The organism is uncultured Erythrobacter sp. (assembly GCF_947492365.1).
Classification (GTDB): domain Bacteria; phylum Pseudomonadota; class Alphaproteobacteria; order Sphingomonadales; family Sphingomonadaceae; genus Erythrobacter.
On record NZ_CANLMB010000001.1, the window covers coordinates 1,063,469 to 1,079,761 of the forward strand.

A 16,293-nucleotide genomic window follows, 5' to 3' on the forward strand; every position below is an offset into this window, starting at 1 on the left:
AAAAACCGGCGCGACAGGTTAACCCATCGCGCCGGTCTTCGCGCCATCTCTAACAGAGAAAGTTAGCCCTCGCGGTTTTCCCAGCGTTCGATTTGCTGGTCGAGTTCGCGCAGCACCCGCTCACGGATTTCCGCGCTCATCTCGGTGTCTTGGGCAATCTCGTCGCGCGCTTCACGCAGCCCGTCAAGAGCATGCGCCATTATGCGGGTCTGGCAGATCTTGACTGTGCGATTGCCTTCGCCATCCTCGGTGGTGGTGGCAACTTCGTCGCTGCTGCTGTCGCACTCCATATGAACGACAGTGCGGCCTTCGTGCCCTTCCATGCCTTCCAAACCCTGCATCGATTCAGCAATGATACGGGGCAGGTCTTCAAGCGCCTCGTCAGCTTCGGCGAGCCCCTCACGCACTTCGATCATGATTTCCTCGATCTCTTCTTCGCTCATTTCGCCGTGACTGCGCACGATCCGGCGTTCGATCCGGTGTTCGCGGTGTTCCGCTCCCTCGGCATGCTCGCCGTGCTCGTCGTTTGTCCGGATAACCATGACGTGACGCTCGCGGGTTCCGTCGCCCGAAACTTCACCGTCCGGATCGATCTGAATAATCACGTCCTCGTCCTGAAAGCGCGGCGGAGCTGGCGGCGCTGGGGGAGCAGGCGGTGCCGGCGGTGCTGTAAGCGCGCCTAGCGCTTGGGGCGCTTCGGGAGCAACCGGCGCTTCGCTGGCGGCGTAGGTAATCGAAGCGGTCAGCGGCAGTGCGATCACGGCAGCGCCCAACATCAATCGGCCCGCCATGCGGCGGCTCTTGGGGGTATCGGTCATTTTCAGGCTCCTCAAACGGTGGATTATCGATTTCTCTCCCAGCACCGGACAGGCCATCGGGGCGGCCAGAGCGTGGCTGGGGGCAGAATTGGATCCGGCAGCAAAGCTGACGATCAGATTGGCATAAGCGTCTCGCGTTTCGGGACGCGTCTCCGAAGGTTCAGACTGTATCACCCGCGCATCGCAAGCCGCCTCCTGATCGCGGCGCAAGGCAAGCCAGCCATAACGGCCGAGCGGGTTGAACCAATGCATCGCGAAGAGCGGCTGCACGAGCACATTGATCAGCAGGTCGTGCCCCTTGTGATGCGCCATTTCATGCGCCAGCGCGAGGTCGCGCGCGGTGCGGTCAGGCTGGGCGAGGAAGCCTCGCGGAAGCGCGATTACCTTGTCGATCACGCCGAAAGCGAGCGGTGCCTCGGTGCCCGATGTTTCGATCAGGCGAACCTTACCCTCGCGGCCGACTTCGCAGGCGCTATCGAGCAGGTCGTCGCGCAGCCGGAAATAGGCAGCAAAGCGCTGGTAAAGAAAGATGGCGGCGCCCAGCAGCCAGACAGCAATGCCAAGCTCGATCATGGGTCCGAAGTCAAAGCCCGGCACAGGGGTAACTGCAACTGGCATGCTCGACGCCGCCGCCTCGGAACCCGCAGGGCCGTTAGGCGCCACAACTGGAATCGCGAGTTCGAGGAAGACAATCTGGGACCCTTCGCCTGCTTGAACAACCGGCTCTGACGGCTGCATCCAGGCAGGAAGTTCGATAGGCGGCATGATCAGCCGCAGTACCGGCAGTGCCCACAACGCATATGCGACTTGCGGGCCGAACCAGCGCGTGACCGGGCGGCGAAGCAAAAGGACAAGCGCGATCAGAACCGCAGTCCAGACGAGCGTTTCCAGGAGCCAGCTGGTCATTGCTTCAGCTCCTTAAGCAGCGCCTCGATCTCGGTGAGATCATTGTCCGTCAAAGCTTCGGTCTCAGCCAGATGGGCAACCAGTGAAGCCGCCTTCCCGCCAAATAGCCGGTCGACCAGACGCCGCGATTCTCCGCCGACATAGTCCGAGCGCGCGATGAGCGGCGTATAAAGGTAACGGCGACCGTCGGGGCGGGTTGCGATGGCGTTCTTTTGAACGAGGCGGGAAAGCAGCGTTTTGACCGTCGCAAGACTCCAGTCGCGCGCCTCGCAGACTATGTCGCACACTTCGGCTGCAGTCGCGGTGCCGCGATCCCACAGGACCTCCATCACCGCGTGCTCCGCTTCGCTGATCCGGTCCGGTCTTTCGTCTGACTTGGCCAAGAGTCCCTCCCACGTCCCTGAGAACTCTTGCGAGCCAGTTCAGGGCTTTGATTACGTCTGTAGTCTTATCGACTACGGATGTAAACATTACAGTGCGATGAACAGTACCCTTCCCCTTAAGGTCTTCGTCAAACTGCAGCCTGATCCCGACCAACAACACAAACGGCAAAGGGACAGGGATGGTCTCCCCGACCCTTCGGTCGTTGTATCTCGGACCCAATCTTAGCCCGGAGCAGCTGACTCTTTGTCTTCGTTGATAATTGTCGAGGTGAGCCCGCCCCAATCAATGTTCCGCGTCGCGTACATAACTCCGGCCAAAGCTGCGAAGAGCATTACCGAGCCAATCACCAAAGACCATGCTTCGAGATTGAGCAGTACATAGAGGACCGCATAGAGCCCTAGGAGAATCCCGCCGATCACCCCTGCCCGCTTCCATGTCTTCAGGATCGCGGCGCTGTAGGCTGTGAGCAGTCCAATGACTGCAACACTCGACAAGGCATAGGCGAGCGCGAACCCTAACAGTTCGGCAAATGCGAGCAGCATCACAAAGAACAGGATCAACCCCGCACCGGTCAGTAGATATTCGGCCGATGCCACCCTAGCCCCGGCAACGATGTCGAACATCAGGAAGGCGAGAAAGGTGAAGCCGATGAACAGGAATCCGTATTTGAGCGATCGTTCGACCTGCTTGTAGAGATCAACCGGTTCGACAAATCCGATTGATGCGAGGCTCGAACCTGTCTCTGCTTCCGTTGTTATTCGTCCGTATTCAACATCAACCGGCTCCATATAAGTTGGGAATGCCGGTGGACTGGTGCTGACCAGAGATTCCCCCAAGGCGAGATTGGAGATCGACCATTTCGCACGAAATCCATCCGCGCTCACCTCACGGTCTTCATCTCCAGGAAGGAACCCTCCGGTAAAGCTCGGATGCGGCCAGCTTGAAGTCACGCTCCATTCGGTATCCTTGCCGCGCGGCACGAAGCTCAGCGCCGTGGATCCACGAAGCGAATAGGAGAATTCGAGCGACACCGTTTCGCTATCCGACCAGTCCAAGAATGCATGAACTCCGCTCCCTGCGGAATTGGGGCCTAGGCCTGGTTGGAGCGAAAGTGCCTCTCCGCTGGCCCTCAGTGCAGCGTCGGTTTGAAGACCCTTCGTGTCGCTGATTGGTAGCTGGATGAAGGCCTCGTCCAAACGCAATTGGTCGGGCGAGACACCGAGACCTACCAGATCGTCAGGCATCGTAAATTGCGCCTCACCGCTCACTTGCGCATTGTAGACCACGGTTTGATAAATCACCCCACGAGTGCGTTTCTCGGGGTCGACATTTGTGGCGATGCTTTGGCTGTCAGGGGAAATGTAAAGCCGTTTGCGCACTTCGGAGCTACGCGTCACGCTTCGTCCATCAACAACTTCTGTGGTCTGGCTATTTTGGACGTAAGGGACGACCAGAACCGGTCCTGCCAGTACTTGCGATCCGGCCCAACCCGATTCTATTGAGGATTGCGCAATGCGTGCCTGATGTTGGCGATCATCAACCAGAAAATAGACCATTGCCAAGGGGACGATGAGCGCGAAACCCACAAGGCCCGCCAGCAGCAATTTAATCCCTGGGCTTCGATCTTTTTCGGACATCTCACACTCCCCTTTGTTACGATGAGCCGTGCGTTATGAGCGATGAAGTGAATTTCATATGAATTGCATCAATGCTCACGGAAAGAGCACTGGCGTCCCCGCTTGAAACTCTGCCCGCTGTCGATCACAACGGATGAATGACATGGATTTCGCTTTCATTTGCCGCGCTTGCATTGAGCGCCGCATCAACCGGTCAACAATCCGCCGATCCCGAAGCCGAAGCGGCGCAGACCCCGATCATTGTTGAAGGGGCGAGTTCGCAGGATTCGGGTCACGAAGGCGAAGCTGAAGGACGCGAAATTCCGCAGGGTTGGCGCGACTTTTTGGATCCCGCGCTGCACGCAGCACCGGAGGATGAGACGCATCACGGGGCGATGGAATTCGGTTCGGGAACTCTCCAATTCGCTTGCAGTCAGGACGAGCCGGATGTCGCGGCAAGCGATCTCGAAGTGCGCGATCAGGACGAACTCTTCGCAATCACCGCGCCTGTGCTGCTCAATCCGCAAGACCCCGAGCAGGTGGAAGTCGGCGAGCTGATCTATCGCGGCGGGGTCGCGATCGAGCCGGGTGACGAGGATATTGGCGGCATCTCGGGCCTCGAATGGTTCGGCAACCGGCTCTTCGCGGTGAGCGATGATGGCCGCTGGCTCTTGATCACGCCGGACGAAATCAACGGGCGGCTGATCGACGTGTTCTCGATCACCGTCGACGACCTCAATGACGAGCGCGGGCGGCGGTTGCGAGGTAAGGATGAAGGCGATGCCGAAGCGATTGCACGCGATCCAGATGGCGGCTGGCTGGTCGCGTTCGAGCGGACACACCGCATCTTGGGCTATCCCACGCTCGGTGAGCGCACATCCGGCATTCCAGCGCGGGAGGATATCGCAGGCGCGATCGAACTGGTGGCCGAAGCCGCGCCGAATGGCGGGCTAGAAACGCTTGCGATGACTGCCAACACACTTCTCGCATGCGGAGAATGGGCCGAGGCCGGACGGCCCAATTGCATCCACGCGTCCTTGGGCGGCGTCACCCGCTTTGAACTGCCCGCTCCGCCCGAACTGGCGGAGCATGGCGGCGCGCCGACCGATGCGGCCTGCGACTCTGACGGCACCTGCTATGTCCTGTTCCGCAGCTACCGCCGCGGCGAGGGAAACCGCGCTTCCATCCTTGCGCTGCCGGCCGACGGAGAGCCGCAGGTGCTGGCGACCCTGCTCCCGCCCCTCACCCTCGATAATTTCGAAGGGCTGGCGGTGCGCGAACAATATGGGCAGACCTATCTCTACCTCGTCTCCGACAACAACTTTTCCGACAACCAGCGCAACTTGCTGATGAAGTTCGAGATCAGAAACACCGACCCGCCGGTCGCGGCGACTCCCGAGCCGGAGGTCAATTACGAGACGGTCGACGTTGTGCTCGAAACCGCATTGGGCAACATCACGATCCGCCTCGAGACCGAGCGCGCGCCGATCACCGCAGCCAATTTCCTGCGCTATGTGGATGAGGACCGTTTTGACGGAACGGTGTTCTACCGGGCGATGAAGCTGGAGCGCGAGCCGCGTCCCAACGGACTGATTCAGGGCGGCGCGCGCTTTGATCCTGCGCGCATCCTTCCCGGCATTGCGCATGAGCCGACCACTCAGACCGGCCTCAGTCACACCAATGGCGCACTTTCGATGGCGATGGGTGATCCGGGCACCGCCAATGGCGACTTTTCGATCATGCTCGCTGACCAGATCGGCCTCGACGCGCGTCCCGATGCCGACGAGCCGGTGTGGCAAAACGGCTATGCGGTGTTCGGCTATGTGATTGACGGGATGGACGTAGTCTCGGCCATCCACGCGTCACCCACTGATCCAAATCTGGGCGAAGGTATGATGGTGGGACAGATGATCGCAGAGCCGGTCGAGATTATTGATGCACGCCGGTTGGAAGTAGCAGAATAAGCCTATTCGCCCACGGCTGGCCGTCCGACAGATGCGCTCGCCACGCTGGGCATGCGTGCTTCGAGCTGCGGCAGCCAGTTTGCAACATTGGCACCTATGGCACTTTGCGGGAGCGAGGCGAGCAGGCGTTGGCGGCTTTCCCAATCGGCAACCGTCAGGCTGGCTTCGTGGGCCGCCTCCGAAAGGCTTTGCGGCTGGCGCATCGCGCGATTGATCAGCGCGTCGCCATAGAACGTCCAGTCATTTTCCGGCTGACATCCAAAGGAGCTGCGCTCCGACGCAGCGGCGGTCAGGATCGCGGTGTCAGGGCTGGCCAGCTCGGGCACGAAAACGCCCGAAAAGCACGCGGAGAGAATCAAGATACGCCGTTCAATCCCCAGCTCCTCAAGCGTGTCCTTCAGCCGCGCGGGAGAGAATATGCCGTAGCCGGTGTCGCCGTAATGATAGGCAAGGCCGAGCTTTAAGCCGTGGCTGGTCGTATAAAGCACCAGCACGTCCTCATCGGGATCCATCACTTCGGCGATATGCGCGAGGCTGACCAGCAGGCTCTCAATTGATCCGCGCGGCAGATCATCGCGCTCCCCATCCGGTCCTGCGAGCGACAAGGTGCGCCCCGCGCCGTCGTAGCGTTTCGAGAGCACCCTCCCCGCCTCGCGCGCTTCGCGGGCAAAGACGGGATCGCTGTCGAGTGCGATGGTGACAACATAGGCGTCAACTATGCCGGGCCGCTGGGGGGCAAGATCATCGAGCGCACTCGCAAGCCTGCGGCGTTGCTCAAGCAATTCACGCGCCGGCACTCCCCGCCGCAACTGCGGGGCGAGGTCAAAACTGTCTGCGATCTCCTCGCGGGTCTGGCCGGTGCCGATATTGGGAAAGGGTTCGGTGTGTTCAGGCGGCCGGTTAGAATCGTCCTGCGCGGCGAGCGGATGGGCAAGGAGCGCGCAGAGTGCCGATCCGAGAAGAGCCTTGATGTGCATGCACCTGTTCTTCGCGAGCCAGCGCGTCAGGTCAAGCATCGCGGCGCCATTGTATCGATCCGACAATTGTTGCCGATGGCAGATTGATACAATTCGTGCGGGGCGATCAGGCTTAGTTCACTGGCTAGGCAATCAATCAAGACAGCTGCGTCAATTTTCGCGGCGAAAGAGTTGGACATGACGACAATCGCAAAGGCCAAACCCGTATCGATCCCCGCCAGCGGGCTGTTTGGACGCAAGGGCGCAAAGATGGTCAATTTCTGCGACTATGTCCCAACCAACTCGCCCCACGCGACCTCGCTATTCGGGCGGATGACGGGTGAAGCGGCTTAAGCCACTGGCTCGCTCCGACATAGCAAAACGCTCAAATTGCAGAGAATTTTGTCGAACCGCCTCGCGAATGGTCAGAGCAGGCGTGCGCGTTGGTCTTCACTTAACAATGCGCAGGATTCCTCTGTCTTGCCAAACCATCTGTAGCGATTGCGAGCAATTCGGTCATACAGCCAATCCCTGATCGGACGTGGAATTATCTTGAAGATCAGACTCGACTGCCAAAATCCACCTAGCGCCTTCGCAACCTCGAAATAGCCCGCACTTTTGATGAATGGCTTACCATTGCGGATAAAGAGGTAACTTTCGTCCCAGTCTACTTGGTAGTGATCACACAAGGCCTGCCCCAAAGGTCCTTGTGCCGACGTAAAAGCAATTCTGCCGCACGTATCGCGTTTCATCAGGAAAGCCGCCCCACCCGAGCACAGAACGCAGACACCATCAAAGATGAATAAGGGCCGGCTTTCGTCGAAAGTGGGAACACCGGGGTCTGTGCGATAGGAATATGCATCGCACGTCATTCGTCGATCCAATTAATATCAAGACCCGCAAATCCAGCGCGGTATTGATCGAGGGAAATGATATCCAAACAAGGTCGCGCCCCGGACGGGATTGATTGTCCCTCAGCCAGCATCTTTGCGATCAAGACAACAGCCGTGCAAGGTATATAGGGTCCGTGACCTTGCCTTGCGATAATCCAATGCTGGCGGACTGTCGCCGAACCATCGGCCGCCTCGCCTTCGATTTTCATATGAAAACCGCTGAGACCGCGCCCTAACCTATCGAAAAGACGGGAGAACTTCGCAAGAAACGGCGCGAACTGATCGAGCCGTGGCAGCAGACGCAATGCCCTCAACCACCCCAGAATAACCGTACCGAAATGCATTAGTGCAACACCGTGACCGGCCCAGAAAGTTGAATGCCGAAGGCCGGGATACCGATCAGCGAAAAGCGCATGATCGACGATGTTTCCGCGTCCAAACCAGCGCCTGCCAAGCTCTGGATATTTCTTTGAATGCAACCCGCTCCATCCGCGCACCGGGACCATTTCGCCGTTCTTCAAAATCGTGAAGCGTTCTCCGACGAAGTTCAGAACCGCTGCGACAGTCCCCGAACCGAAATTCGATTGCTCGCCTGCGCTGATCCCGTAGTCAACCCGATGAATGGCTCGCATATCGGTCAAGGCTTCGTCGAGATATGCGGCGGTCAATGTTGGCACCGAACTCGCCCCGGCAAGCACCGCGACTTCCGCCACTTTCGCCGCATCGTCGAGCTCAACAATGCCTGTTACGAAGTCGCGTGCGTCAGCGATATCGCAATAATGCGATCCACATTCGATGGCGGCCCGAGCAGCATCATAGGGCTGACCATGGTAAGGTCCGACCATATTTATGACGAGGTCCGGGCGGTGCTTGGCCATTGCCGCACTCCCATCACGCATGTCGAATGCAGCAGCCTCAATTGGGTTGGCGCTGTCCAGACTCTCGCAAAAGGCTCGAGCCTTCGACAAATTTCTCCCCGCAATGATCAGAGCAATTCTGTCATCATCGGCGAGGCGGCACGCAACATGTCCCCCAAAGTTACCATAGCCACCGATGATTAGAACACGGAGCAATGCTAACCTCCGAACAAAGACTAACCTAGTAAACCCGCGCCTTCGGCTCGATGTAAGTCGCGTCTTCGGTCAGCGTGTACTCATGAACCGGGCGGTAGTCGATTTTGACGTCGCCTGCCCCAGAAGAGTCAGCACCGCCGCCCCAGCCTTCGAACCAGGCGACGGTGTGCTTCATCCACTCTTTGTCGTTGCGATCCGGATAGTCTTCGTGCGCGTGGGCGCCGCGGCTTTCCTTGCGGTTCGCTGCCGATGCGATGGTCACATTGGCCTGGCTCATCAAATTGTCGAGTTCGAGCGTTTCGATGAGGTCGCTGTTCCAGATCAGCGACCGGTCAGTGACGTGAATGTCGCCCATCCGCTTGTTCTGTTCAGCGAGCAAGCGGACGCCTTCGTCCATCAAAGCCTGGTCGCGGAACACAGCAGCGTGCTTCTGCATCGCCTTCTGCATGTCCGAGCGGATTTCGGCTGTGGGTGATCCGCCGCTGGCGTGACGGAAATGGTCGACACGGCCCAGCGCGAAGTCTGCGCTGTCAGCAGCAAGCTCAGGCTGCGATGCGCCGGATTTGAGGTTTTCTTTGAGATGCAGACCGGTTGCGCGGCCAAACACCACAAGGTCGATCAGCGAGTTTGAGCCCAGACGGTTCGCACCGTGGACCGACACGCAGGCCGCTTCGCCCACAGCATAGAGCCCCGGCACAACGTGATCGGGATTGCCGTCTGGACCGATGGTCACGACTTCGCCGTGATAGTTACACGGAATGCCGCCCATATTGTAATGGACCGTTGGCGTGACCGGCAAAGCTTCGCGGGTCAGATCGACGCCCGCGAAGATCTTGCCGCTTTCGGTGATGCCCGGCAGGCGCTCAGCCAGAACTTTGGGGTCGATGTGATCGAGATGCAGGTGGATGTGATCGCCATCGGCGCCCACCCCGCGCCCTTCGCGCATCTCGAGCGCCATCGAGCGGCTGACGACATCGCGCGAGGCGAGGTCTTTCGCGCTGGGCGCATAGCGGTCCATGAAACGCTCGCCTTCGGAATTGGTGAGGTATCCACCCTCGCCGCGCGCGCCTTCGGTGATGAGCACGCCCGCGCCGTAAATGCCGGTGGGGTGGAACTGGACGAACTCCATGTCCTGCAAGGGCAAGCCTGCGCGCAGAACCATGCCGCCGCCATCGCCGGTGCAAGTGTGCGCACTGGTCGCGGTGTAGTAGCAGCGGCCATAACCGCCGGTAGCCAGCACTACGCTTTGCGCGCGGAAACGGTGGATCGTGCCATCGTCCAGGCACATTGCGATCACGCCGACACAGCGGCGATCCGCACCCTCTCCCGTCATAATCAGGTCGAGCGCGAAATACTCAATGAAGAAGTCTGCGTCATATTTGAGGCTCTGCTGATACAGCGCGTGGAGCATTGCGTGCCCTGTACGGTCAGCTGCGGCGCAAGTGCGCTGCACCGGCGGACCGTCGCCCATATTCTGCATATGTCCGCCAAAGGGGCGCTGGTAAATCGTGCCATCTTCGTTGCGCGAGAACGGGACGCCGGCATGCTCCAGCTCGTAAACGGCGGCAGGGGCTTCGCGCGCCAGATATTCAATCGCGTCCTGATCGCCGAGCCAGTCCGAACCCTTCACGGTGTCGTACATGTGCCAGGTCCAGTGATCGGGCGAGTTGTTGCCAAGGCTCGCCGCGATGCCGCCTTGCGCTGCGACGGTGTGTGAACGCGTCGGGAAGACCTTGGAGATATTGGCGGTTCTCAGACCGGCTTCGGCTGCGCCCATAGTCGCGCGAAGGCCCGAACCGCCTGCGCCAACGACCACCACGTCATATGTGTGGTCGATAATCGTGTAAGCGTCGTTTTTCGTGGCAGAACTGGCCATCAGGCGGCTCCTGTAAAGGCAAGGCTGGCGACGCTGAAGATCGCAAAGGCACCGCCGCCAATCGCGGCGAGGTTAAGCGCGGAGAGGATCGCAAACTTCGATCCGGGCTCGTGGATGTAATCCTCGACAAGGACCTGAAGGCCCATCTTTGCGTGATAGAACACGCAGAAAATCAGCAGGATCATCGGCACTGCGGCAATCGGCTTGGAAAGCCATGCGGTAACAGTGCCGTAGCTAAAGTCTTGCAACATCAGCAGACTGACGATCAGCCAGCTCATCAGCACAAGATTACCAATCGCGGTGAGGCGATGCAGCAGCCAGTGATGCGCCCCGTGATGCGAAGAGCCCAGCCCGCGCACTTTACCGATAGAAGTTCCATTGCCCATCAGCCGAGCCCTCCGTCGCGAAGAAGAATATAGGCCCAAAGGCAAGCGGTGAGGATAACGCCGATGATCGGGCAGAGGATCGACCAGAGCCGGTTGGTGTCGAGTTCATAGCCAGCGCCGATATCGAGCACGAAGTGGCGTAGTCCGCTCGTCGCATGGGTGAAGAACGCCCAGGTCAGCCCGATCAGCACGACTTGTCCGTACCAGGCATCGGCATGACCGATGAAAGTCTCATAAGCAGCGGGGCCGCTTGCAAGCGCGGTGAGCCACCAGACCAGGACCGAAAGCCCGACAACCGCCATCCCGTCGCCGGTTGCGCGGTGCAGGATGGATACCAGCATATGCGGTCCCCACCGCCATATCTGAAGATGCGGTGAAAGCGGTCTTTGGCTCATGACGTTTCCATGTTTCGTGATTTCCCCCAACCCCGTTTAACGCATGAGCCGTCAGAGGCAAGCGCGCACACGCTCGACTTTGCTTGCAAATTTCGGGATAGACCGTTGCATGTCTTACATTCTCCTCACCGGATCGAGCCGCGGGATCGGCGCTGTTGCGGCCCAGGCGCTCGAAAAGCGTGGCGTGACGGTGATCGGGCACCAGAGCTCGTCCGGCGATACAGACCGAGTCGCAGCCGACTTCTCCGATCCGATGGCAGCGCTTTTGCTGTGGGAAGAAGCGCTTGATCGCAGTGGAGGCGAGATCGCGGCTGTGATCAACAATGCCGGATTGTTCGAGGCTAACACACTCGATTCCAGCGACATCGAATGGCTCGATCGCTGGGAAGACACTTTGCGGATCAACCTGACCGCTGCGGCGCAATTGAGCCGCTTTGCAATCCGTCACTGGCATGATCACGGCTCCGGAGGGCGATTGGTCCATGTCGCCAGCCGCGCGGCTTACAGGGGCGATTCCCCCGCGCATTGGCACTATGCCGCTGCGAAAGGCGGGATGGTGGCGATGCACAAGACGATTGCACGCGCCTATGCGAGCGAAGGTATCTTGAGCTTTGCCATCACACCCGGATTTACCGACACCAGCATGGCGGGTGACTATCTAGAGACGCGCGGCGGTGAAGAATTACTGCGCGATATCCCTCTGGGCCGCGTTGCAACGCCTGATGAAATCGCCCGTATCATCACCTTCTGCGCGCTCGACGCGCCAGCCAGCATGACCGGAGCGGTAATCGACGCCAATGGAGCCAGCTTTGTTCGATAGAATTGTGTTTGCGGCTACCGTGCTGCTGACTGCCGGATCGTGTGCCAGTGGTGCCAGAACCGAAACCGCTGATGCGCAAGGTGCCGAAGCGCTCACGCCTGAACTTGCGGCTCTAGTGGCCCAGCCGCAAACCGGCTCTTTCAATCCTGACACAAGCAAGGACGCGGAGTTCTTTCGCAACACGCCCGAGCGCTTCCGGCCCTTCATCGCGGTCTGCAACCCGTGGGACGAATGGGACAAACCCGCCCCGCCGTTCAAGGTGCACGGCAACACCTACTATGTTGGCACCTGCGGCATCGCTGCGATCCTGATCGCGGGCGAGGACGGGCACGTTCTGATCGATGGCGGAACGGAGGCAGGCGGACCGCTGATCGCGGACAGCATCGAAACGCTCGGCTTCGCGGTCGAGGATGTCGAATATATCCTGCACAGCCACGAACATTTCGATCACGTCGCGGGGGTCGCCGTGTTGCAACGGCTGAGCGGCGCGAGGCTTATCACCTCTCCGATAGCCAAACCCGTTATGGAAAGCGGTGTAGTCGATGCACGCGACCCTCAAGCGGGAATGCATGACGCCTTTCCCGCCGCACAAGTGTTCCAGACGATTGCAGACGGAGCGAGCGTGCAGCTTGGCGATATCGAGGCTACCGCAATCTACACGCCCGGCCACTCCCCCGGCGCGCTCAGCTGGCAATGGCGGAGCTGCGAAGGTGAGCAGTGCTATTCGATCGTTTATGCGGACAGTCTGAGTCCTGTCAGCGGTGACGATTACAAATTCAGCGAACACCCAGACTATCTTGCTGCATATCATGCGGGACTGGAGCGTTTGGGGTACTTGGACTGCGACATCTTGCTCACCCCTCACCCTTCGCACAGCCGAATGCTCAAGCGGATGCGCAATGACGCAATGATCGAACCCACAGCTTGCGCCTATTACGCGATCGGCAAGAATCAGGACATCGAGCGCCGGCTCGAAAGCGAAGCAGGATCAAACGAGTGACCACATGGAAACTGACTGCTCACGCACCCAAAAAGGTCGTGCAGGCTGCCTTACTGGCGCAGGACGAGATCGACGATTGGGATTTTGACCTCGTCATTTCGGGCCGCGAGATCAGCGAGGATCGCCCGCAGGACTGGGTGCTTGAAGGCTGGTATCCGACCAAGCCTGCCGCTGCGCAAAAGCGCGCGCTTGCCGATCTATTCGCGGGCAAGGCTCCCAAGATCACCATCGAGAAGCTGCCTGACGAGGACTGGGTGACGCTCAGCCAGCAAGGCACGCCGCCCATCGACGCGGGCCGGTTCCATGTCCACACGCCCGATTATCCGCCAGTAGAAGGCTCGATCAATCTCGCCATTCCGGCCAGTCAGGCCTTCGGCACCGGCCAGCACGAAACCACCGCAGGCTGCCTCGAAGTGCTCTCGGCGATGAAGGCAAGCGGACTACGCGCGGACAGCGTGGCGGATATCGGAACCGGCACCGGCCTGCTCGGCTTTGCCGCAATGGCGCTCTGGCCGCGCGCCGAAGTCACCGCTTCGGATATCGACCCAGTCTGTGCAGGCGTGGTTGAGGACAACGCCGCGCTCAACGCGATACCGCTCGGCGCGCGGCGGGGCGAAATGGCAATGGTGATCGCGGCGGGAATGGAAGACGAGCTGCTCAAGCTGCGCGGTCCTTACGATCTGCTGATTGCCAATATCCTCGCCGGACCGCTGGTTGAACTCGCGCCAGAATTCGCCCGCGCCGTTGTGCCTGGAGGCAGCGTGCTCCTCGCCGGATTGTTGGCGGGTGAGCAAGAGGCCGAAGTGCGCCGCGCTTATCGCCGCGCGGGCCTGAGACTTGCAGCGCGGCTCCAGCGCGGAGACTGGGCGATCCTTTGGCTGAGAAAGCGCCATGCGCGGTAGGTTGCTCAAAGGCTTGCGCTGGACCGGACTAGGCTTACTCGGCTTGGTGGCGGTGTTCGCGCTCGCTGGCTGGATCGGCTCTTCAATCCCGCGCAATTCGGCTTGGGTCGAGCCGGTCGCTGGAGAAGAGCGCAGCATCGAAATCATGATCGGCAATAACGGCATCCACACCGAGATCGCCATGCCAATCGTCACCCCCGAAATGGACTGGCGCGCGACCTTTCCTGCAAACGACATCACCGCTTCGTCGCGCCCCTACACCCATGTCGCGGTCAGCTGGGGCGAGCGCGCCTTCTTCCTCGAAACACCGACATGGTACGACCTCAGCCTCACCACCGTTCTCAACGCCATGACCGGCGGCGAAGGGGTGCTGCATGTCGCGCATTATGTCCGCCCCGCCCCGTCAGATGACTACCGCGTGCTGCGCCTGCGACCGGACGAGTATCGCGCTTTGGTGGAGGCAATCTCCGCCAGCCTGACCGATCCTGAAATGCGCGAAGTGCTACCCGGCTACGGCGCGTATGACGTGTTCTACTCGGCGCGCGGCACTTACCATATCGGCAATACTTGCAATCAATGGACTAGCGACACCCTTGCCGCAGCGGGCGTGACAATCGGCGCGTGGTCGCCTTTTGCCGGCGGAGTGATGAAGTGGGTGCCTGATCTGCCTGAAGGTTAGGTAGCGCCGGACAGATCGCGCCGCTTTCGCTCCAGAAACAACCGCTCCGCTGAAGGCGGATCGAGCGCAATTGCGCGGTCCAGCGCTTCAATCGCTTCGTCATCGCGTCGCAACCGGCCAAGTAACTCCGCCCGCGCTGCATGAAACGGCCGCGCATTTTTCAGCTTAACGGTGTCGATCCGGTTGAGCTCGACCAGTGCCACCTCTGCCCCTTCGACCTTTGCCAAAGCCACTGCCCGATTGAGCGCCACAACTGGCCCCGATCGCATCTGCAATAGAGCATCATAAAGCCGCACAATCGCCGCCCAGTCGGTCTCGCCGTCAAACGCGCGGCGCGCATGGGTCAGCTGGATCGCGGCCATCACCTGATACGGTCCGGTGGATTGCAAAGCGGCAGCTTCGTCCATCCAGAGCCGCGCCTGTTCGATGGCGGCCTTATCCCACAGCGTTGTATCCTGCCGCGACAACGGCACCATCGCGCCTTCTTGATCCACCCGCGCAGCCTCTCGCGAGCGCGCCAGATAGACCATCGCGGCAAGGCCCAACGCTTCAGGCTCTTCCGGCAGCAACTGCGCGACCATCGCCGCAAGCCGCGCGACCTCGCCGGACAGCTCGCCATCAACTTCACCCGCCGCATCCTGATAGGCGACGGTGTAAGCCAGTTCGAGCGTCAGCAGCACCGCCTCGAGACGATCTCCCCACATACGGCGCGGCGGAAGTTCGAACGCAATACCGGCATCGTGCACCTTGCGCTTAGCGCGGGTGATGCGCTGGAACATTGTCGTTTCACTGGTCAGGAACACCTTGGCAATTTCGGCAACCGGAAGCCCGCAAATCACCTTCAGCGACAGCGCTACGCGTGCCTCTATCGCGATGGCCGGGTGGCAGCAGATGAAGATCAGCCGCAACCGCTCGTCCGCAATGGGTTCGGGAAGTGTGAGAACATTCTCCATATCGGAAATCATCGCCGCGCCATCCGCCGCGCGCGCCTGAGCCGCGCGCTTGCGGATCGCGTCGACCGCCTTGCGCCGCGCCGTGACGTGGAGCCACCCCGCGACATTGCCGGGTGCCTCATCCAGTTTCAGGCAGGCCTCAGAGGCTTCGGCAAAGGCGTCTTCGGCAAGGTCGAGATCGCGCAAATGCACGGCCAGAGCGGCGACCACCCGTGGCCGTGCATCCGCGATCGCTTGCGCTGCCTCGATCACTCGTCCTCGGGCCAGATCGGACGGATCTCGATTGCACCCGCGCCGGGGATCGGGATCATGCGCGCCCATTCAATCGCTGCGTCGAGATCGGGAGCCTCGACGATGTAATAGCCGCCCAGCTCTTCATGCGTTTCGGCAAAGGGGCCGTCATGCAGGACGCCGCCATCCTTGCCCGAATAGCGCAAAGTGGTCGCCGTATGGGCTTCGCGCAGGCGTTCGCCCGACCATTTGATCCCGCTCTCGGTAAGCTTCTCGATCAACTTCATGTGACCGGCGAGCGTCTCTTCCATAACCTGCGCAGCGTTCTCGCCGGTATAAGCGTCTTCGCTTTCATTGATCAGCAGCATGTATTGCATCGTCGTTTCTCCGTTTCAGGCCTCGCCTATCTGGCGCGGCTCCGACAACAAGACGAAGCCTGCA

Annotated in this window: 17 protein-coding genes; 6 read left to right on the forward strand and 11 right to left on the reverse strand. The window is 60.2% G+C overall.

What is annotated here, in order from left to right; genetic code table 11:
* Window positions 1–62 precede the first annotated feature (62 nt).
* The 3 genes from Q0887_RS05165 to creD all read right to left on the reverse strand — a co-directional run bounded on the left by Q0887_RS05165 (window position 63) and on the right by creD (window position 3,745).
* Window positions 63–1,724, reverse strand: coding sequence for a M56 family metallopeptidase (locus Q0887_RS05165; RefSeq protein ID WP_299192902.1), 1,662 nt, complete (start codon window positions 1,722–1,724; stop codon window positions 63–65).
* Window positions 1,721–2,107 carry a BlaI/MecI/CopY family transcriptional regulator gene (locus tag Q0887_RS05170; protein WP_299192904.1) on the reverse strand — a complete coding sequence of 129 codons (387 nt, stop codon included), beginning with the start codon at window positions 2,105–2,107 and terminating at the stop codon, window positions 1,721–1,723. Before Q0887_RS05170 ends, Q0887_RS05165 begins: the two co-directional genes overlap by 4 nt.
* Before the next feature lie 222 nt (window positions 2,108–2,329).
* Window positions 2,330–3,745: a cell envelope integrity protein CreD gene (gene creD, locus Q0887_RS05175; RefSeq protein WP_299192905.1), complete on the reverse strand. Its 1,416-nt coding sequence runs from the start codon at window positions 3,743–3,745 to the stop codon at window positions 2,330–2,332.
* Window positions 3,746–3,882: 137 nt separating this feature from the next.
* On the opposite strand from creD, the gene Q0887_RS05180 reads away from it, so the two are divergent.
* On the forward strand, window positions 3,883–5,688 hold the full coding sequence (locus Q0887_RS05180; RefSeq protein ID WP_299192907.1) for an esterase-like activity of phytase family protein: 1,806 nt from the start codon (window positions 3,883–3,885) through the stop codon (window positions 5,686–5,688).
* 2 nt (window positions 5,689–5,690) lie between these two features.
* Here the strand turns inward: Q0887_RS05180 and Q0887_RS05185 are convergent, their stop codons facing one another.
* Window positions 5,691–6,665: a C13 family peptidase gene (locus tag Q0887_RS05185; RefSeq protein WP_299192908.1), complete on the reverse strand. Its 975-nt coding sequence runs from the start codon at window positions 6,663–6,665 to the stop codon at window positions 5,691–5,693.
* A gap of 177 nt (window positions 6,666–6,842) precedes the next feature.
* Here Q0887_RS05185 and Q0887_RS05190 point away from each other — a divergent pair, with 177 nt between their 5' ends.
* Complete coding sequence (locus tag Q0887_RS05190) at window positions 6,843–6,998, forward strand: hypothetical protein (protein WP_299192910.1); 156 nt, start codon at window positions 6,843–6,845, stop codon at window positions 6,996–6,998.
* Between the two features lie 71 nt (window positions 6,999–7,069).
* Here the strand turns inward: Q0887_RS05190 and Q0887_RS05195 are convergent, their stop codons facing one another.
* From Q0887_RS05195 to sdhC, 5 genes are read right to left on the reverse strand one after another with little or no spacing between them, the layout of a single operon-like run.
* Entirely contained in the window at window positions 7,070–7,516 is a 447-nt protein-coding gene (locus tag Q0887_RS05195) for a DCC1-like thiol-disulfide oxidoreductase family protein (RefSeq protein ID WP_299192912.1), read from the reverse strand.
* Window positions 7,513–8,610, reverse strand: a complete 1,098-nt coding sequence (locus Q0887_RS05200; protein WP_299192914.1) for a saccharopine dehydrogenase NADP-binding domain-containing protein — start codon at window positions 8,608–8,610, stop codon at window positions 7,513–7,515. The genes Q0887_RS05195 and Q0887_RS05200 overlap by 4 nt, the downstream gene beginning before the upstream one ends.
* A gap of 25 nt (window positions 8,611–8,635) precedes the next feature.
* Entirely contained in the window at window positions 8,636–10,486 is a 1,851-nt protein-coding gene (gene sdhA / locus Q0887_RS05205; protein ID WP_299192916.1) for a succinate dehydrogenase flavoprotein subunit, read from the reverse strand.
* A complete protein-coding gene (gene sdhD, locus Q0887_RS05210; RefSeq protein ID WP_299192918.1) occupies window positions 10,486–10,872 on the reverse strand; it encodes a succinate dehydrogenase, hydrophobic membrane anchor protein in 387 nt (128 codons plus the stop codon). Before sdhD ends, sdhA begins: the two co-directional genes overlap by 1 nt.
* On the reverse strand, window positions 10,872–11,267 hold the full coding sequence (gene sdhC / locus Q0887_RS05215; protein WP_299192920.1) for a succinate dehydrogenase, cytochrome b556 subunit: 396 nt from the start codon (window positions 11,265–11,267) through the stop codon (window positions 10,872–10,874). Before sdhC ends, sdhD begins: the two co-directional genes overlap by 1 nt.
* Before the next feature lie 109 nt (window positions 11,268–11,376).
* On the opposite strand from sdhC, the gene Q0887_RS05220 reads away from it, so the two are divergent.
* Genes Q0887_RS05220 through Q0887_RS05235 form a run of 4 tightly spaced genes read left to right on the forward strand, consistent with a single transcriptional unit; the run spans window position 11,377 to window position 14,668 of the window.
* On the forward strand, window positions 11,377–12,087 hold the full coding sequence (locus tag Q0887_RS05220) for an SDR family oxidoreductase (RefSeq protein ID WP_299192921.1): 711 nt from the start codon (window positions 11,377–11,379) through the stop codon (window positions 12,085–12,087).
* On the forward strand, window positions 12,077–13,087 hold the full coding sequence (gene bla, locus Q0887_RS05225) for a subclass B3 metallo-beta-lactamase (protein ID WP_299192922.1): 1,011 nt from the start codon (window positions 12,077–12,079) through the stop codon (window positions 13,085–13,087). The genes Q0887_RS05220 and bla overlap by 11 nt, the downstream gene beginning before the upstream one ends.
* Window positions 13,084–13,989 (forward strand): 50S ribosomal protein L11 methyltransferase, encoded by a 906-nt coding sequence (locus Q0887_RS05230; protein ID WP_299192923.1) that lies wholly within the window; start codon window positions 13,084–13,086, stop codon window positions 13,987–13,989. Before bla ends, Q0887_RS05230 begins: the two co-directional genes overlap by 4 nt.
* The gene (locus Q0887_RS05235; protein WP_299192924.1) at window positions 13,979–14,668 is read left to right on the forward strand and encodes a TIGR02117 family protein; all 690 of its coding nucleotides are present in this window, start codon (window positions 13,979–13,981) and stop codon (window positions 14,666–14,668) included. The genes Q0887_RS05230 and Q0887_RS05235 overlap by 11 nt, the downstream gene beginning before the upstream one ends.
* Here Q0887_RS05235 and Q0887_RS05240 read toward each other — a convergent pair.
* Both Q0887_RS05240 and Q0887_RS05245 read right to left on the reverse strand, forming a co-directional pair.
* Window positions 14,665–15,873, reverse strand: coding sequence for a DUF6596 domain-containing protein (locus Q0887_RS05240; protein ID WP_299192926.1), 1,209 nt, complete (start codon window positions 15,871–15,873; stop codon window positions 14,665–14,667). The genes Q0887_RS05235 and Q0887_RS05240 overlap by 4 nt on opposite strands.
* Complete coding sequence (locus Q0887_RS05245; RefSeq protein WP_299192927.1) at window positions 15,870–16,220, reverse strand: YciI family protein; 351 nt, start codon at window positions 16,218–16,220, stop codon at window positions 15,870–15,872. The genes Q0887_RS05240 and Q0887_RS05245 overlap by 4 nt, the downstream gene beginning before the upstream one ends.
* Window positions 16,221–16,293: the final 73 nt, after the last annotated feature.

Bases quoted from the DNA above. Each gene is read 5' to 3' on its own strand.
- Q0887_RS05165 (WP_299192902.1), bottom strand. From the start codon at position 1,724: ATGACCAGCTGGCTCCTGGAAACGCTCGTCTGGACTGCGGTTCTGATC.
- creD (WP_299192905.1), bottom strand. From the start codon at position 3,745: ATGTCCGAAAAAGATCGAAGCCCAGGGATTAAATTGCTGCTGGCGGGC.
- Q0887_RS05180 (WP_299192907.1), top strand. From the start codon at position 3,883: ATGACATGGATTTCGCTTTCATTTGCCGCGCTTGCATTGAGCGCCGCA.
- Q0887_RS05185 (WP_299192908.1), bottom strand. From the start codon at position 6,665: ATGCACATCAAGGCTCTTCTCGGATCGGCACTCTGCGCGCTCCTTGCC.
- Q0887_RS05190 (WP_299192910.1), top strand. From the start codon at position 6,843: ATGACGACAATCGCAAAGGCCAAACCCGTATCGATCCCCGCCAGCGGG.
- Q0887_RS05195 (WP_299192912.1), bottom strand. From the start codon at position 7,516: ATGACGTGCGATGCATATTCCTATCGCACAGACCCCGGTGTTCCCACT.
- sdhA (WP_299192916.1), bottom strand. From the start codon at position 10,486: ATGGCCAGTTCTGCCACGAAAAACGACGCTTACACGATTATCGACCAC.
- sdhD (WP_299192918.1), bottom strand. From the start codon at position 10,872: ATGGGCAATGGAACTTCTATCGGTAAAGTGCGCGGGCTGGGCTCTTCG.
- sdhC (WP_299192920.1), bottom strand. From the start codon at position 11,267: ATGAGCCAAAGACCGCTTTCACCGCATCTTCAGATATGGCGGTGGGGA.
- Q0887_RS05220 (WP_299192921.1), top strand. From the start codon at position 11,377: ATGTCTTACATTCTCCTCACCGGATCGAGCCGCGGGATCGGCGCTGTT.
- Q0887_RS05235 (WP_299192924.1), top strand. From the start codon at position 13,979: ATGCGCGGTAGGTTGCTCAAAGGCTTGCGCTGGACCGGACTAGGCTTA.
- Q0887_RS05245 (WP_299192927.1), bottom strand. From the start codon at position 16,220: ATGCTGCTGATCAATGAAAGCGAAGACGCTTATACCGGCGAGAACGCT.